A 16,932-nucleotide genomic window follows, 5' to 3' on the forward strand; every position below is an offset into this window, starting at 1 on the left:
AAAAACCGCTTACGAACCTGTCTTGCGCGCCGGCGTCTTGCGGGCGGCAGTCTTGCGCGCCGGTGCGGCTTTGGCAGCCGCCGTCTTGCGCGCGGGCTTGGCCTTCCCTTCTTCTGCCGAATCTGCCGCCTCGTTCGCGGCATTGCCCGTAGCCTCAGCCGATGCGGCCGACTTCTTCGCCGCTGTCTTGGCCGCCGTCTTCGCGCTCGGCTCCTTCTTCTCGAACTCGAAGCCGATCTTGCCGTCCGGCTGTTTGACGAGGAAAGCCTTGAAGTTGCGGCCAGTACGCGACGACTTGAAGTTAGTCAGCAAGTCGGTTCGGCCTTCGGCCAGCAGCTTCGCCATCTGATCGCGCGTGATCTCCTGCTGGAGGATCACCTTGCCCGAGCGGAAGTCGCAGGTCTTCGGATTCGCGACCGAGTGCTCGCACACGTAGCTCATGCCGTGCTCGAACACGTGGCCCTTGCACTTCGGACAGGCGCCCACCGGCTCTTGCTGCGAGAAGTCGGGCGCTTCGCCATCTTCGGTGCCCTGATCCTGGCCGAAATCGAACTCGAGCTTGTAGTTCTTGATTTCGTCGTCGAACGAAAGCTTGAGGATGGCCGAGAACGGCCGGCCCATCTTGCTGCGGAAGCCCGAGAGCGGGCCGATCGTCTTGTTCTGCAGTAGCTCTTCCACTTCGGGGATTTCGAACTGGCGGCCACCCGGAATCTTCGAGATGGAGAACTCACACTTCGTGCATGCGAAGCGGCGGTAGTTTTCCTTCACCTGGCCGCCGCAATTCGGGCACGGCGTTGTCAGCGTCGCATAGTCGCCGGGGATCGTGTCCGAGTCGTATTCCTTCGCGCGCTTCACGATGGTCTGCGTCATGCGGGCGATTTCCTGCATGAACGCGTCACGCGGAAGCTTGCCGCGCTCCATCTGCGAAAGCTTGTACTCCCACTCGCCGGTGAGTTCCGGCGCGGTGAGTTCTTCCACACCGAGGCCGCGCAACAGCGTCATGAGCTGGAACGCCTTGGCTGTGGGAATCAGCTCACGCCCTTCGCGCACGAGATACTTTTCGCCGAGCAGACCTTCGATGATCGCCGCGCGCGTGGCCGGCGTGCCAAGCCCCTTGGCGGCCATGGCCTCGCGCAGCTCTTCGTCGTCCACGAGCTTGCCCGCGCCTTCCATCGCCGAGAGCAGCGTCGCTTCGTTGTAGCGCGCAGGCGGCTTGGTCACGAGCTGATGCGCGGCGATCTTGTCGGTCTTGACCTTCTCGTCCTTCTTCACCGGCACGAGGTTGGCGTCGTCGCCGCCCGCGTCGCGGCCATAGACCTGCAGCCAGCCCGGCTCGACCAGCACCTTGCCTTCGGTCTTGAAGTGATGTCCTGCGACTTCGGTGATGCGCGTGGTGACGCGGTATTCCGCGGCCGGGAAGAACACGGCGAGAAAGCGCTTCACGACGAGGTCGTAGAGCTTCTGCTCAGGCTCGGAAAGCGACTTCGGCGCCTGCAGCGTGGGGATGATGGCGAAGTGGTCGCTGATCTTCGAGTTGTCGAAAATGCGCTTGTTCGGCTTTACCCAGCCCTTGTCGAGCACCTGCTTCGCGTGCGGCAGGTAGTTGTTGCTCTCCTTGAGCATCTCGAGCGTTTCTTTCACGGTGCCGAGGTAGTCCTCGGGCAGTGCGCGCGAATCGGTACGCGGATAGGTGAGCACCTTGTGCTTTTCGTACAGCGCCTGGGCGAGACCCAGCGTGTTCTTGGCCGAAAAGCCGAAGCGGCCGTTGGCTTCGCGCTGCAGGCTCGTCAGATCGAAGAGCGCGGGCGAGAGCTGCGTGGACGGCTTCGATTCTTCGCTCACCGTGCCTTCGCGGCCGTGACAGGCCGCGACGATGGTCTCGGCGGCCGGCAGGCTCCAGAGGCGCGAGTCGCGTTTTTCCGGATCGAACTCGTCCTTCTTGAATTTCGGGTCGTACCAGCGGCCTTCGTAGAAACCGCCCGCGCAGACGAATTCCGCGCGCACTTCCCAATAGTCGCGCGCAATGAAGCGGCGGATTTTCTCTTCGCGTTCGACGACGATCGACAACGTTGGTGTCTGAACGCGGCCAACTGTCGTCAGGAAGAAGCCGCCGCCCTTGCTGTTGAAGGCGGTCATCGCTCGCGTGCCGTTGATGCCGACGAGCCAGTCGGCTTCCGAGCGGCAGCGGGCGGCGTCGGCGAGCGGCTGCATGTCGTGGTCGCTGCGCAGGTTCGCGAAACCGTCGCGGATCGCCTGCGGCGTCATCGACTGGAGCCACAGGCGCTGGACCGGCTGCTTCGCCTTCGCGTGCTGCGCGATGAGGCGGAAGATCAGCTCGCCCTCGCGCCCCGCGTCGCAGGCGTTGATGAGTTGCGTGACGTCCTTGCGCTTCATCAGCTTGTTGAGCACCTTGAGCCGCGATTCGCTCTTGGCGATCGGGTTCAGGTCGAAGTGCGGCGGGATCACGGGGAGGTGAGCGAAGCTCCACTTGCCGCGTTTGACCTCGTATTCCTCGGGCGCGGCGATTTCCAGCAGATGGCCGACCGCCGACGAGAGCACGTAGTCGTCGCTCTCGTAGTACTCGTCATGCTTGGTAAAACCGCCCAGAGCGCGCGCGATGTCGTTCGCGACGGATGGCTTCTCGGCGATGATCAGAGCTTTGGACATGACTGGTTGCTTGTGGGTGTATCCGGTTGGCGCCCCGGGGCCGATGCCGCCTGAATGGGCGCTTGGGCGCGATGCCCGGCGTTGCTGCCCCTCTCGGGGGGCCGTTCTCGACCGCTTTATAGCACATGGCGCGCCGGCGTCGATTTTTGCGTCATCTCATGTCGACACCCGCGCACCCGCCAGGGCGCCCAATCATAAGGGCGCGCCAGGCCATGCGGCAAGCGGCGCGGCTGATCCGGGTCAGAGGTTGGTTGGGCTCAAACTGCGCTCAGGGCGGGGCGCAGCTTGGGCGCGTCGGCCACGCCCGGCAGCGCCCTGAGGTCTGCGAGCATGCGCTCGACTACGGCCGCATGCGGCAGGACTGTGCCGAAGAAGCGCGTGGCGTGGCCGTCTTCGATCAGGATGGTCGGGAAGTTCTCGACATCGAGATCGTCGAAACGGTCGGCATGGGTTTCGATGTCGATGTACGCAAAGCAGACATCGGGATGCGCCTCGGCGATGCGGTCGAACGTGGCACGGTAGTCGCGGCACGTCCCGCACCACTGCGCGCACAGGCACGCGACGAACAGCGTGTCCTGATTGCTGACGCGCTCTGCGATCTGTTCGGCGTCGGTGTCGAGGTCTAGCGCGGGCATGGTCGTTCCTTGCGTTCTCTTATATATAGAGCGGAGTATTTGGCGCGAATGTATCACGGCGGCGCGCGGGCAGTGATGCTCCCCCAATCCGCGGCATGAGCCGGCTCACCTCCTACGACTGGCCCGCACGAACCAGCCTCCGGGCAGGGCATCGAGGTGCCCCGCGAGTTCGAGTTGCAGCAGCGTGCCTTGCAGCACCGCTTCGGGCATGTCGGTGCGCTGGGCGAGGATTTCAACCGTGGCCGGCGCGTGTCCCAGCGCTTCGAGCAGGCGCCGGGCCTCGGCGGCAAGGCTGGCGGGCGGCTTTCGTGCTTCAGCGTGATGTGCGCGCAGCGGCTCGGAATGCGGGCTATCGAGCGCCAGCGGCAGAGTCTCGCCAGCGTCGCGCTGTAGGCGATCGAACGGGACCGAGACTTTCTGGTTGCGCGGTTCCCGCCGCGACCCGAGCGCGCGTCCGGCACGCGAGGGTTGCCCGATGTTCAGCGCATCGAGTACTTCTTCGGGCGATTCGACGAGCTGCGCGCCCTGTTTGATGAGCCCGTGGCAGCCGCGCGTGAGCGGCGCGTGGATCGAGCCGGGCAGCGCAAATACGTCGCGCCCCATCTCGTTGGCGAGCCGCGCCGTGATGAGCGAGCCGGAACGTTGTGCGGCCTCGATCACCACCACGCCTTCCACGAGCGCGGCAATTACGCGATTGCGCTGCGGAAAGTTTGCGGAGCGCGCAGGGGTGCCGAGCGGCCATTCGGAGACGAGCGCGCCGTGCGCGGCAATCTCCGTGGCGAGTGGGTGATGCGTCGCAGGATAGACGAGATCCGCGCCGGTGCCGATCACGGCGACGGTGCCGCCATGCTCGTGGAGCGCGCCACGATGCGCGGCGCCGTCCACACCGAGCGCGAGCCCCGAGACGACCGTGAGACCCGACGCGGCGAGTGTGCGCGCGAAGCGCGCGGCGTCGTCGATGGCCTGCGGCGTGGCGCTGCGGCTGCCCACGACGGCTACTGCGCGTGCGTGGAGTAGCTCGAGCCGCCCCTTTGCGTAGAGCAGCGGCGGTGGATCGGGCATGTCGAGCAGACGGGCCGGATAGGCTGGGTCGGCGAGCGTAATGAGCGCGTTGCCAGGCGCCTCGCGCCAGGCCTGCAGCGCTTCGAGCTGTGCTGCGAAGTCCGGGCGGGGCTCGGCCAGTGCGGCGTGCGCGGCCTGTGCACCCGCCACCGCGGCGAGTGCGGCGAACGGCTGGGCCAGCACGTTTTGAGGCAGGCCGAACGCGCCGAGCAGCGCACGCAGCGCAGCGGGCTTCAGGCCGCGCGCGAGGGCGAGGCGCAGCCAGGCGGCCAGTTCCTCGGGAGACAGCGGCAAGGTCGTCGGCATTGCGTTCCCCGGGCGCGGACGGTTTGCCGCACCTCGTGATAAAATTTTCACCATCCGAAATGCACCGTGGCGTCTTTACCCGTGGCACTGCGCGCTCGCTTTCAGGCGCGGCGCGTTCGCACGGGCGAGCGCGCGTTCAACGTTGAATTGCGGCCGTTTCGTCCGAATATGAGTGCATATCCTCCGTATCCGGCATGGGACCCGCAAGCTGGCCGAATGGCCAGGCCGCGCATCGTTTCCTGTACCTGGCTCTTTCAGGCGCCCAACGAGAAACCCTTCAAATCATGGCTCTACTGAACATTCTTCATTACCCGGACAAGCGTCTGCACAAGGTCGCGAAGCCGGTCGAGGTGGTCAACGACCGCATCCGCAAGCTGGTCGCCGACATGGCCGAAACGATGTACGCCGCGCCGGGCGTCGGCCTCGCGGCCACCCAGGTCGACGTGCATGAGCGCGTCGTGGTGATTGACGTTTCCGACGCGCACGAGGAGCTGCGCGTGTTCATCAACCCGGAAATCATCTGGTCGAGCGCCGAGCGTGAAGTGCATGAGGAAGGCTGTCTTTCCGTGCCGGGCATCTACGACGAAGTCGAGCGTGCGGAAAAGGTGCGCGTGCGTGCGATGAACGAAAAGGGCGAGACCTACGAGGTGGACTGCGAAGGGCTGCTCGCGGTCTGCATCCAGCACGAAATGGATCACCTGATGGGCAAGGTGTTCGTCGAATACCTGTCATCGCTCAAGCAAACGCGCATCCGCAACAAGATGAAGAAGCTCGAGCGCGCGATGTAATTGCGATTCGATCGCGATTTGTTTGTATCACGCCGCGCCGTCTCTTTCTTCATGAACCAGCCAAGCACCGAGCGCCCATGAGCCACACCCTTCGCGTCATCTTCGCCGGCACGCCGGAATTCGCCGCCGCGGCGCTCGCGGCGATTCACGAAGCGGGCTTTGCCGTGCCGCTCGTCCTCACCCAGCCGGACCGCCCGGCGGGCCGTGGCATGAAGCTCCAGGCAAGCCCGGTCAAGCGCTACGCGCAGGAGCACGGCATAGCCGTTGCCCAACCGCCGTCGCTGCGCCGCACGGGCAAGTATCCGGAGGAAGCCGCCGCGGCGCTTGACCTGCTGCGCGCCACGCCGCACGACGTGATGGTGGTCGCAGCCTACGGGCTGCTGCTGCCGCAGGAAGTGCTGGACATCCCCCCGCACGGCTGCATCAACATTCACGGGTCTATCCTGCCGCGCTGGCGCGGCGCGGCGCCGATTCACCGCGCGATCGAAGCCGGCGACGACGAGACCGGCATCACGCTCATGCAGATGGACGCGGGGCTCGACACCGGCCCGATGATCTCCGAGGTGCGCACGCCAATCGCGCCGGGCGACACCACGGCGACGCTGCACGACCGCCTGGCGCAACTCGGCGCGAAGCTGATCGTGGATGGGCTCGTCGCGCTTGAGCGCGACGGCGCGCTGCCCGCCACGCCGCAGCCGGCAGAGGGCGCGACTTATGCCGAAAAGATCGGGAAGCAGGAAGCGGCGCTCGACTGGCGCCGGCCGGCCATGGCGCTCGCGCGCCAGATTCGCGCGTTCGACCCGTTCCCAGGCGGCGCCGCCACGCTGGACGGCGCGCAACTCAAGCTGTGGGCCGCAGAGCCGATGGAGCGTTCGGCCAGCGCGAGCGCTGAGCCGGGCGAGGTTCTCGATGTGAGCCCGGCGGGCGTGGTGGTGGCCTGCGGCGAGGGCGCGCTGCGCCTCACGCAACTGCAAAAGCCGGGTGGCAAGCGGTTGCCCGCGCGCGAATTCCTGGCCGGCATGCCGCTGGCGGCGGGCCAGCGTTTCCAGTTGCCCGAGGCCCCTGTGGCCTGAACCCGGGCTCGCGCGATTGCCTGAAGATAGCCGCAAGGCCAAATGCTGCGCGGTGACCAGCGCGCTAGAATCAATGGCGGTTGAAGCGCGTTTTCGATTTTGAGGTAGTCATGTTCGGCATCACCCATTTCGGTTTCTTCCTCGTCGCCGTGTTTCTCCTGAACGTGACGCCGGGGCCCGATACGGCCTATATCGTCGGCCGCAGCGTCGCGCAGGGCCGCGGCGCGGGCCTTGTCTCCGCACTGGGTATCTCGGCGGGCTGCTGCGTGCATACGCTCGCCTGTGCGTTCGGGTTGACGGCGCTGCTTGCGGCATCGGCCACGGCGTTCACGGTCATCAAGATCGTCGGCGCGATCTATCTCGTGTATCTGGGCGTGCGGCTCGTCCTCACGAAACACGAGGTCAAGCCGGCCGAAGGCGCCGAGCAAGTCACGCCGCCTGCCGCTGCGCCGCGGCCGCTGCGCCAGCTCTTCGTTTCGGGCTTCTGCACCAACGTGCTCAACCCGAAGGTCGTGCTGTTCTTCGTCTCGTTCTTCCCGCAGTTCGTGAGCGCGGGAACCGAGCACAAAGCGCTCGCTTTCCTGACGCTCGGTGCCGCGTTCGTGCTGATGAGCACGGTCTGGAACGGCTTCGTCGCGTGGGTGGCGGGCAGCGTCACGCAGCGCCTTTCGGGCAAGGCGGGCGTGAAGAAGTGGCTCGACCGCACGGTCGGCTCGGCGTTTGTCGGCCTGGGCCTGAAGCTCGCCACGGCCACACGCTGAGATTGAATTTTTCGCATCTGCCCATATCTAACAAATCGCTTACAATGCGCTCGCCCGCGCATGGCTGAACGGCTGGCGGCGGGCGTTCAACGATCGATTTGATCCCCTGGTGGGTGAAGGAGCACAGCACATGTTCAACTGGGTCAAAACCGCGATGTTGATGGCCGCGATTACGGCCCTTTTCATCGTGATCGGCGGGCTGATCGGCGGGCATCGCGGGATGGTGCTGGCGCTGTTCTTCGCGCTTGCCATGAACTTCTTCTCGTACTGGTATTCGGACAAGATGGTCCTGCGCATGTACAACGCGCAGGAAGTCGACGAGACGACGGCGCCGCAGTTCTATCGCATGGTCCGCGATCTGGCCACGCGCGCGGGCTTGCCGATGCCGCGCGTCTACCTCATCAACGAGGACGCGCCCAACGCCTTCGCCACGGGGCGCAACCCTGAGCACGCGGCGGTCGCGGCGACCACGGGCATTCTGCGCGTGCTCTCCGAACGCGAGATGCGCGGCGTCATGGCGCACGAGCTGGCGCACGTGAAGCACCGCGACATTCTCATCTCGACGATCTCGGCCACCATGGCCGGCGCGATCTCGGCGCTCGCCAACTTTGCGATGATCTTCGGCGGCCGCGACGAAAACGGCCGCCCGGCGAATCCCATCGCGAGCATTGCCGTGGCGCTGCTCGCGCCGATCGCGGGCGCGCTGATCCAGATGGCGATTTCGCGTGCGCGCGAATTCGAAGCGGACCGCGGCGGTGCTGAGATTTCGGGCGATCCGCAGGCGCTCGCCTCGGCGCTCGACAAGATCCATCGCTATGCGCAGGGCATCCCGTTCCCGGCGGCCGAACAGCATCCGGCCACGGCGCAGATGATGATCATGAATCCGCTTTCCGGCGGCGGCTTGCAGAATCTCTTTAGCACGCACCCGTCCACGGAAGAGCGCATCCGCCGGTTGATGGAGATGGCCGCGGGCGGCAGACGCTAAAGCGGCAGGCAGCAACGCAAAAAACGCCTCTTCGGAGGCGTTTTTTGTTCAGCCCGTCGCCGCGGCGTCGCTGTCGAAGTGCTGCACGTCTGTCCGTGCCGAAACCCGCAACGCCCGTTGACGCAGGGAAACCACGAAGAACACGAAATAGACGCCAATGAACCAGGACATGTCGAGCACGTCGTACACGTGTCCAAACTTGGCGACGATCCACGCGGTGATGAACGCCAACGGCACGGCGTAGAAGATCACGCGATCTATCCGGTTATCGCCGTTGCTGCTCTGGAATAGCGAAACGAAGCAGCACGCGAAAAACGGCGCGATGTCGTATTCCTTCATTCTCGGATTCAGCGCGAGACAGAAGGCGAGGATATAGAACAGCCTGCCGGGTGCGCTTTCGCTTTCGGACACCATGAGTCGCCGACCGCGCAACGGGTTGACCGCGTACACGAATAGCGCCACGACGACCACTTCGTAGAACAGGACGTCTTCCAGGGTCGATAGCGCGCGGACGTGCTGTTCGAGTATCCCGAACAGCACGAGCCCGGAATCGTTCTGGGCGAGCATCTGCCAGCGCAGCAGCGTTTCGAAGTCGCTCCACAGACGCGGTTCCAGCGCGAGTTGCGCAATGGTTGCGAGCGCAACACACAAAGCCACGGCGAAGAAATAGCGCATGCCCTTGGGGATAAAAAAGAACACGACGGCGTACGTCAGGAAATAGATCTTGATGGAGGCGAAAAGGGCGATGAAAAAAGCCAGCGCGCAATACTTCGCCGTCGCGCTGCTGATCGCCTGTGAGGCGTGCTGCGAACTACGCGCTGACGCGTCCTGCGAAGCCGCATAAAAAAGCGCAATGATCAGCAGGTGACCGAAAATCGCGAAGTTTCCGGTGAGGATGCCCCCCAGGCCCGCGCCGCCGGTCAGAAACCCCAGCGCACCCGCGACGGCGAAATTCGCGTGCCGGACGCTCCAGGCGAGATAGATCAGCGACGCGACTACGAACGCCAGATAGAGCCAGTGAAATGGAATGCGCGAGAAGAGATTCAGGAAGATGGGCGGATAGACGAAGGGAAATCCGTGCGGGATATACGGATTTGCGCCGCGCTTGAACTGGTCCAGCGCGTACGCGTACACCTTGTAGTCCCAGAAGGGCGAGAACAGCTTTCCCCGTCCCTGTTGGTACACGGAAAAGATCGCAACGAAGGCCAGGAACGCGAAGTCGAGTTTCTTCCCGAGTGGTTTCATGATGGCCGCGACGAAGCTGGAGGAGGCGTTTTCTGTCGCCATCATGCTGCGAGCCGTTAGTCCGTATCCGCCAATATGTATCCAGACGAATTGATCGCCGCAGGCTTGCGCGCCGTGCGGTCGACTCGAATCGAACGGAGCCGGCAGTGTTGCGCGCTCGCCACGCTACAATGGCTCGCTTGTGCATCATTGACGCCGCGATTCACCGCGGCCCGCATCCGGTTTCTTCATGACATTCAGCCTATCCCGGCGACCCAGCAAGCCGTCTGACGGCAAAAAGCGTTCCGCATCGCCGGCGCGCAGCCACGCCGTACATCTGGCCCCTGATTCGCTCGGCTTCGCGCTCGACCAGGCTGCACACGCGGTCGGCGCGGTGCGCGCCGGTGCGGCGCTGCCCGCCGCGCTCGCGAGCGCCTTCGCCGCATTGCCTGCCGATCTCGCGACGCAGGCGCGCGGCGCCGTGCAGGACATTGCGTATCGCACGATGCGGCGGCTCGGCACGGTCGACTGGCTGATCCGGCAACGCGTGAGCAAGGCGCCGCCGCCGCTCGTCGCGAATCTGCTGGCCTGCGCGCTGGCGTTGCTCGCGCAAGACGAGGCGAGCGCCGCCTACACGCCGTTTACGGTCGTCGATCAGGCCGTGCGCGCCGTGGGCGCGCGCCGCGAGACCGCCTTCGCGAAGGGGCTTGTCAATGCAGTGCTGCGCGGCTTTCTGCGCGAGCGGGACACGGCGCTTGCCGCTGCCGAGGCTGATGAAACCGCGCTGTGGAACTATCCGCGCTGGTGGATCGACGCGGTCCGTGGCGCGTGGCCCACGCAGTGGCAGGAAATTCTCACCGTTGGCAACACGCAAGGTCCGCTCACGCTGCGCGTGAACGCGCGCCGTGCGAGCGCCACCGAATACGTCCAACGGCTCGCCGCCGAAAACATCGCCGCCACGCAGATCGGCGAGCACGCCGTGCGCCTTGCCGCGCCGCTGCCCGTGGATCGCATTCCTGGGTTTCTCGCGGGCGACGTGTCCGTGCAGGACGCCGGTGCGCAAGTGGCTGCGCAAATCCTCGACGTGCGCGACGGCATGCGTGTGCTCGACGCATGCGCGGCGCCTGGCGGCAAGAGCGGCCATCTGCTCGAGCTTGCCGACATCGACCTGATCGCGCTGGAGAGCGACGCCGCACGCGCCGCGCGCATCGGCGAGAACTTCGCGCGCCTTGGTTTCGCGCAAGACGATCCCACGCATGCGTCGCGCCACGCAAAGATCTTGGTCGGAGACGCGGGCAATCCCGCCGCGTGGCACGACGGCGAGCTGTTCGATCGCATCCTCGCCGACGTGCCCTGCTCGGCCTCGGGCATCGTGCGCCGCCATCCGGACATCCGCTGGCTGCGCCGCGAGAGCGACATCGCGGCGCTTGCCGCCGAGCAGCGCCGCATCGTCGATGCGCTGTGGCCGCTCGTGAAGCCGGGCGGCGAACTGCTCTACGTGACCTGTTCGATCTTCCCCGAGGAAGGCGAGGCGCAGGCGCGCTGGTTTGAAAGCACCCATGCGGATGCGGTACGATTGGACGCCCCGGGGCAACTGCTGCCCGAGGCGTTCGGCGCGCCGGCCCGGGGGCCAGAATGCGGCGCTGCCAACGAGGCGCGGCACGATGCCGATGCAAAGGCCGAAGTGACGGCAACCGACTGCCCCGTTCCCGATCGCACCGCAGATCACGACGGATTCTTCTACGCGCGCTTTCAGAAACGGTGACCATCAAACGCTTCTTCCCGCTGCGGTTCGCGGCCCTGATCTGGCTGGTGCTTGCCGTCGTCGGCTTCGTGGCCGCCGCGCCGGCGCGCGCCGACTCGATCGCGGTGCAGCGCGCGTCGCTCCAGGCCGACAACAACGGCTGGAGCCTCGACGCCCGCTTCGACTTCGACCTCAACAGCAGCCTGGAAGACGCGGTCAACAAAGGCATTCCGCTTTACTTCACCACCGACTTCGAGCTGACGCGCGCGCGCTGGTACTGGTTCGACGAACAGCCGGTGAGCGTTTCGCAAAGCATTCGCCTGTCGTTCCAGCCGCTCACGCGCGAGTACCGCGTCTCAAGCGGCGGCCTGCAGCTCGGCTTCTCGACGCTCGCGGACGCGCTCGCGGTCATCAAGCACGTCACCTCGTGGCACGTGATCGACCGCAACGACGTGCATGCGGGCGAAACGTACACGGCGTCAGTGCGCATGCAACTCGACGTCGCGCTGATGCCCAAGCCGTTCCAGATCGACGCCGTGAACAACCGCGACTGGAATCTCGCTTCCGACTGGAAGCGCTTCAACTTCACGGTGACCGAACGTGCTAAATAAAGTGCGCCGCGCCACCAGCTTCAGCAGCGTCGTCGTCAAGCTGCTCGTTTCCACCGTCGCGTTCACCGCGACGCTGCTGCTCGTCCTGCTCGCCGCGGCGAGCGCGAACACTGAGTTCTTCGACCGCTACTACGGCTGGCTCTACGCGGCCAATATCGTCGTCGCGCTGATCTTCCTGTCGGTGGTCACGGCGCTGATGATCGTGATCGTCGTGCGCCTGAGACGCGGCAAGTTCGGCACGCGGCTGCTCGCGAAGCTCGCGTTCTTCTTCGCGCTCGTGGGCGTGGTGCCGGGCGGCATCATCTATATCGTTTCTTATCAGTTCGTCTCGCGCTCGATCGAGTCCTGGTTCGACGTGAACGTGGAAACCGCGCTCACGGCAGGCCTGAATCTCGGGCGCGGCATGCTCGACGCATCACTGTCCGATCTGCAAACCAAGGGCCGTCTCATGGCCGAGCAGATCGCGAGCGGCGACGCCGCGGGCACGACGCTCACGCTCCTGCGCGCGCGCGACCAGTTCGGCGTGCAGGACGCGATGATCGTCGAGCCGGTGCGCAGCATGTCGGGCGCGGCGCCGGAAATGCACGTGGTGGCGCAGGCGTCGAGCAACTTCTCGTCGCTCATGCCCGCCGATATGCCTACGTCGCTCATGCTCGATCAGGCGCGCGGGCGCGGCTATGCGGCGATCGAAGGCGAAGTGGACGGCGATCCGCATCAGCTTGGTTCGAAGGGCGCGCTGCGATTGCGCGTGCTCACGCGCATTCCCGACGCGAATACGACGGATCTGCAGCCGGTCGAGCGTTTCCTGCAACTGGAGCAGCCGGTGCCGGCCGCGCTCGCGCGTAACGCCGACGCCGTGCAGCGCGCATATCGCGAATATCAGGAGAAGGCGCTTGGCCGCACGGGCCTTCGCAAGATGTATATCGGCACGCTCACGCTCGCGCTCTTTCTCGCCACCTTCGTCGCGATGATGCTGGCGCTCGCGCTCGGCAACCAGCTTGCAAGACCGCTCTTCCTGCTCGCGCAGGGCACGAAGGAAGTGACCGAGGGCGACTACACGCCCAAGCGCGAGATCAAGTCGCGCGACGAGCTGGGCTTCCTCACCCAGTCGTTCAACGCGATGACACGCCAGCTTTCCGAAGCGCGCCAGGCGGTGGAGAAGAACCGCATCGCGCTCGAGCATTCGAAAGCGTATCTCGAGAGCATCCTCGCGAACCTGACGGCGGGCGTGTTCGTGTTCGACCGGCAATTCCGCCTCACGACGGCGAACCCCGGCGCGGAGCGCATCTTCCGGCAGCCGTTCCAGACGCAGCTCGGGGTCGCGCTCGATCATATCGGTGCGCTCACGGAGTTCGGCGCCATGGTGCGCAAGGCCTTCGCCGATCAGGAAGCCTCACGCGGCGATGGCGATCACGAACGCGGCCATTGGCAGCAGCAGTTTTCCGTGCCAATGCCGGGCGAGACCGATCCGCTCACGCTGCTCGTGCGCGGCGCGCGCCTCGTATCCGATACGGGCCGCGACGCGGGCGACATGCAGACCTCGGGCTACGTCGTGGTGTTCGACGACATCTCCGACGTGATTTCGGCGCAGCGCTCGGTGGCGTGGGGCGAAGTCGCGCGGCGTCTTGCGCACGAGATCAAGAATCCGCTCACGCCGATTCAGCTCTCGGCCGAACGCCTGCAGATGAAGCTCTCCGACAAGCTCGCGCCAACGGACGCCGAAGTGCTCAAGCGCGGCGCGACCACCATCGTCAATCAGGTCGCGGCGATGAAGCAGATGGTCGACAACTTCCGCGACTACGCGCGCACGCCGCCTGCGGTGCTCGCGAACCTGCAGCTCAATGAACTCGTGAGCGAAGTGCTCACGCTCTATGGTGTGGGAGAGGGCAAGAGCGCGATCAAGGTCGAGCTCTCCGACTTGCCGGTCATACGGGGCGATGCCACGCAATTGCGCCAGGTGATCCACAACCTGCTGCAAAACGCGCAGGACGCGGTGGCCGACACGCAGAATCCTCACGTGACGCTCGAGACCCGCGCCGTAGAATACGGAGACCCCGACGCGCAAGGCCGTACGCACGTGGCGGTGCGTCTCACGGTTTCGGACAACGGTCCGGGTTTCCCGGCGCGCATTCTCACGCGTGCGTTCGAACCCTATGTGACGACCAAGGCCAAAGGAACAGGACTCGGGCTCGCGATGGTCAAGAAGATCGTCGACGAGCACGGCGCGCGCATCGACATCCGCAATCGAATGAGAGCGGGCGATGTGATCGAAGGCGCGCAGATCTCGATTCTCTTTCTCCAGCTGGCAGACGATGCCGCCACGCCAGGACCCGGTCGATCCGGGGAAGGGCATGCGCGTGCCGAAGCGGAGCGGGGATCAAAAGCAACAGTGCAGACAAGGGCAGCGTAAATGGCAACCATCCTGGTGGTAGATGATGAAATGGGCATCCGGGAATTGCTCTCGGAGATCCTCAGCGACGAAGGACACGTCGTGGAGCTCGCGGAAGATGCGCAGCAGGCGCGCGACTTCCGGCAGCGCAGCGTGCCGGACCTCGTGCTGCTCGATATCTGGATGCCGGACACCGACGGCGTGACGCTGCTCAAGGAATGGGCCGCGCAGGGCCATCTCACGATGCCGGTCATCATGATGTCGGGGCACGCGACTATCGACACCGCCGTCGAGGCGACGAAGATCGGCGCGCTCAACTTCCTCGAAAAGCCGATCGCGCTGCAAAAGCTGTTGAAGGCGGTCGAGCAGGGGCTTGCGCGCGGCACGGCGGCGCCGGTCGCGCCGGCTACATCGGCGGTGGCGGGGAAATCGGCGGCGGGCGGACCCGCGGTCGTGGCTTCGGCGGCGGCATTGCCGGTGCTGGGCGTCGACGGCGTGCATGGCATGCAGGCGGGCGCGACGGCCACACAAACGGCTTCGATCTCGTTCGACATTCCGCTGCGCGACGCGCGCGACGCGTTCGAGCGCGCTTACTTCGAGTACCACCTCGCGCGCGAGAACGGCAGCATGACGCGCGTGGCCGAAAAAACGGGGCTCGAGCGCACGCACCTGTATCGCAAGCTCAAGCAACTCGGCGTGGACCTCGGCAAGAGCAAGGGCGAGTGAGGATGTCAAAGCGAGTGGCGCGGCGAGGCTCAGCAAATTTTGCGAAAGCCACTTGGCAAACGTCACATTCATCGCTATAATCTTTTTTCTTCGTTGGCCCGGTAGCTCAGTTGGTAGAGCAGCGGATTGAAAATCCGCGTGTCGATGGTTCGATTCCGTCCCAGGCCACCAGAATGCAGCCCCAGGAGATCGTTCGATTCCTGGGGCTTTTTCGTTGTACTCGTTGTCTTGCGGTTCGAATGCCAGACGTCGACGGTATCCAGGGTATAAGGGTGCGCCGATGCCCGTTCAGGGGCCCCGGCCTATACTGCATGAGCCAGCGCGGGGGTTGTCCCTGCCGGTCCGCCCGGGCGCTTTACGCAACAAAAGCGAGCAACACAGGCACGCAACGAAAGCATTCGGGCGGAAACCTCATACACGGAGTTTCACGGTGACTCGAACAGAAGCCAAGGGCGCGCTAGTACTGTTTTCCGGCGGCCAGGATTCGGCCACGTGCCTCGCGTGGGCGCTCGACCGCTATGAGAGCGTCGAGACGCTCGGCTTCGATTACGGCCAGCGTCATCGCGTCGAACTGGAGTGCCGCGAAGGCTTTCGCGCGGCGATCGCCAGTACGTTCCCCGAGTGGGGCGCACGCCTCGGCGACGATCACATGATCGATCTCTCGGTGCTCGGCTCGATTAGCGACACCGCCATGACGCGCGAGATCGAGATCGAAACGGCGGCGAGCGGCTTGCCGAACACCTTTGTGCCGGGCCGCAACCTGATGTTCATGCAGATCGCCGCGGCGATCGCTTATCGTCGCGGGCTCAAGGTGCTCGTGGGCGGGATGTGCGAAACCGACTTCTCGGGCTACCCCGACTGCCGCGACGACACCATGAAGGCGCTGCAGGTGACGCTCAATCTCGGCATGGACACGCGCTTCGTGCTGGAGACGCCGCTCATGTGGCTCGACAAGGCCGACACATGGCGGCTCGCCGAAAAGCTGGGCGGCGAAGCGCTGGTGGACATGGTGCGCGTGGAAACGCACACCTGCTACCTGGGCGAGCGCGCCGAGCTTCACGCATGGGGCTTCGGCTGCGGCGAGTGCCCGGCGTGCAAGTTGCGCAAGCGCGGGTATGAAGCGTATCTCGCTGGCGAGAACGTGACGGAAGCGCCGGCCTGAGCGTAAGCCCCGGGCCACGCACAACGACTTCCGCCATGAAAATGCTCAGGGCCGCGCACGGGCGGCGCGCCCTGCCAGCAGGTTGAATCCGCGCCCGAGACCAACCGGCTTTGCGCGCGCCTCGCGCCGATGAGCCAGAACCAGGCTGCACGATGACTTACGCGGTAAAGGAAATTTTCTACACGTTGCAGGGCGAGGGCGCGAACGCCGGGCGTCCGGCCGTGTTCTGCCGGTTCGCCGGCTGCAATCTCTGGTCGGGCCGCGAGGAAGATCGCGCCGAAGCGGTTTGCCGCTTCTGCGACACCGACTTCGTCGGCACCGATGGCGAGAACGGCGGCAAATTCCGCACGCCTGAAGAACTCGTCGCGAAGATCGCATCGCTGTGGCCCGAAGGCGAGGGCAACCGCTTCGTGGTTTGCACGGGCGGCGAGCCGATGCTGCAGATCGACCAGCCGTTCGTCGACGCGCTGCACGCCGCCGGCTTCGAGATCGCGATCGAAACGAACGGCTCGCTGCCGGTGCTCGAAACCATCGACTGGATTTGCGTGAGCCCAAAGGCCGACGCGCCGCTCGTCGTCACGAAGGGCAACGAGTTGAAGGTCGTCGTGCCGCAGGAGAATCAGCGCCTCGCCGACTACGCAAAGCTCGATTTCGAGTATTTTCTCGTGCAGCCCATGGACGGCCCGTCGCGCGACCTGAACACGAAGCTCGCTATCGACTGGTGCAAGCGCCATCCGCAGTGGCGCCTGTCGATGCAGACCCACAAATACCTGAACATTCCCTGATTCACGCGAATTTT

General features: G+C 65.1%; 14 protein-coding genes and 1 tRNA gene. 11 read left to right on the forward strand and 4 right to left on the reverse strand.

Annotated features, from left to right (window positions below):
- Positions 1 to 9: 9 nt before the first annotated feature.
- From L0U83_RS00080 to dprA, 3 genes are all read right to left on the reverse strand, one after another.
- Positions 10 to 2,667 (reverse strand): DNA topoisomerase III, encoded by a 2,658-nt coding sequence (locus L0U83_RS00080; protein WP_233878850.1) that lies wholly within the window; start codon positions 2,665 to 2,667, stop codon positions 10 to 12.
- Between the two features lie 257 nt (positions 2,668 to 2,924).
- Positions 2,925 to 3,302: a thioredoxin family protein gene (locus L0U83_RS00085; protein WP_233878851.1), complete on the reverse strand. Its 378-nt coding sequence runs from the start codon at positions 3,300 to 3,302 to the stop codon at positions 2,925 to 2,927.
- Between the two features lie 105 nt (positions 3,303 to 3,407).
- Positions 3,408 to 4,670, reverse strand: coding sequence for a DNA-processing protein DprA (dprA, locus tag L0U83_RS00090; protein ID WP_233878852.1), 1,263 nt, complete (start codon positions 4,668 to 4,670; stop codon positions 3,408 to 3,410).
- Between the two features lie 284 nt (positions 4,671 to 4,954).
- Here dprA and def point away from each other — a divergent pair, with 284 nt between their 5' ends.
- The 4 genes from def (at position 4,955) to htpX (ending at position 8,277) form a co-directional block, all read left to right on the forward strand.
- Complete coding sequence (gene def / locus L0U83_RS00095) at positions 4,955 to 5,458, forward strand: peptide deformylase (RefSeq protein WP_233878853.1); 504 nt, start codon at positions 4,955 to 4,957, stop codon at positions 5,456 to 5,458.
- A 77-nt stretch (positions 5,459 to 5,535) separates the two neighbouring features.
- Positions 5,536 to 6,531: a methionyl-tRNA formyltransferase gene (gene fmt / locus L0U83_RS00100; RefSeq protein WP_233878854.1), complete on the forward strand. Its 996-nt coding sequence runs from the start codon at positions 5,536 to 5,538 to the stop codon at positions 6,529 to 6,531.
- 110 nt (positions 6,532 to 6,641) lie between these two features.
- Entirely contained in the window at positions 6,642 to 7,292 is a 651-nt protein-coding gene (locus tag L0U83_RS00105; RefSeq protein ID WP_233878855.1) for a LysE family translocator, read from the forward strand.
- A gap of 130 nt (positions 7,293 to 7,422) precedes the next feature.
- A complete protein-coding gene (gene htpX / locus L0U83_RS00110) occupies positions 7,423 to 8,277 on the forward strand; it encodes a zinc metalloprotease HtpX (protein WP_233878856.1) in 855 nt (284 codons plus the stop codon).
- A 48-nt stretch (positions 8,278 to 8,325) separates the two neighbouring features.
- Here htpX and L0U83_RS00115 read toward each other — a convergent pair whose 3' ends face one another.
- A complete protein-coding gene (locus L0U83_RS00115) occupies positions 8,326 to 9,522 on the reverse strand; it encodes a hypothetical protein (RefSeq protein WP_233878857.1) in 1,197 nt (398 codons plus the stop codon).
- Between the two features lie 229 nt (positions 9,523 to 9,751).
- Here L0U83_RS00115 and rsmB point away from each other — a divergent pair, with 229 nt between their 5' ends.
- The 7 genes from rsmB (at position 9,752) to queE (ending at position 16,918) form a co-directional block, all read left to right on the forward strand.
- The gene (rsmB, locus tag L0U83_RS00120; RefSeq protein WP_233878858.1) at positions 9,752 to 11,266 is read left to right on the forward strand and encodes a 16S rRNA (cytosine(967)-C(5))-methyltransferase RsmB; all 1,515 of its coding nucleotides are present in this window, start codon (positions 9,752 to 9,754) and stop codon (positions 11,264 to 11,266) included.
- Positions 11,263 to 11,856 (forward strand): DUF4390 domain-containing protein, encoded by a 594-nt coding sequence (locus tag L0U83_RS00125; RefSeq protein ID WP_233878859.1) that lies wholly within the window; start codon positions 11,263 to 11,265, stop codon positions 11,854 to 11,856. Before rsmB ends, L0U83_RS00125 begins: the two co-directional genes overlap by 4 nt.
- Positions 11,846 to 14,266 (forward strand): sensor histidine kinase, encoded by a 2,421-nt coding sequence (locus L0U83_RS00130; protein WP_233878860.1) that lies wholly within the window; start codon positions 11,846 to 11,848, stop codon positions 14,264 to 14,266. Before L0U83_RS00125 ends, L0U83_RS00130 begins: the two co-directional genes overlap by 11 nt.
- Positions 14,267 to 14,971, forward strand: a complete 705-nt coding sequence (gene esaR / locus L0U83_RS00135) for a response regulator transcription factor EsaR (RefSeq protein WP_233878861.1) — start codon at positions 14,267 to 14,269, stop codon at positions 14,969 to 14,971. It abuts the gene before it with no gap.
- Positions 14,972 to 15,066: 95 nt separating this feature from the next.
- Positions 15,067 to 15,142 (forward strand) — tRNA-Phe (locus L0U83_RS00140).
- 259 nt (positions 15,143 to 15,401) lie between these two features.
- The gene (gene queC / locus L0U83_RS00145) at positions 15,402 to 16,133 is read left to right on the forward strand and encodes a 7-cyano-7-deazaguanine synthase QueC (protein ID WP_233878862.1); all 732 of its coding nucleotides are present in this window, start codon (positions 15,402 to 15,404) and stop codon (positions 16,131 to 16,133) included.
- A gap of 152 nt (positions 16,134 to 16,285) precedes the next feature.
- Entirely contained in the window at positions 16,286 to 16,918 is a 633-nt protein-coding gene (gene queE, locus L0U83_RS00150; protein ID WP_233878863.1) for a 7-carboxy-7-deazaguanine synthase, read from the forward strand.
- Positions 16,919 to 16,932: the final 14 nt, after the last annotated feature.

Source organism: Paraburkholderia flagellata, assembly GCF_021390645.1.
In the GTDB taxonomy this organism is placed as follows: domain Bacteria; phylum Pseudomonadota; class Gammaproteobacteria; order Burkholderiales; family Burkholderiaceae; genus Paraburkholderia; species Paraburkholderia flagellata.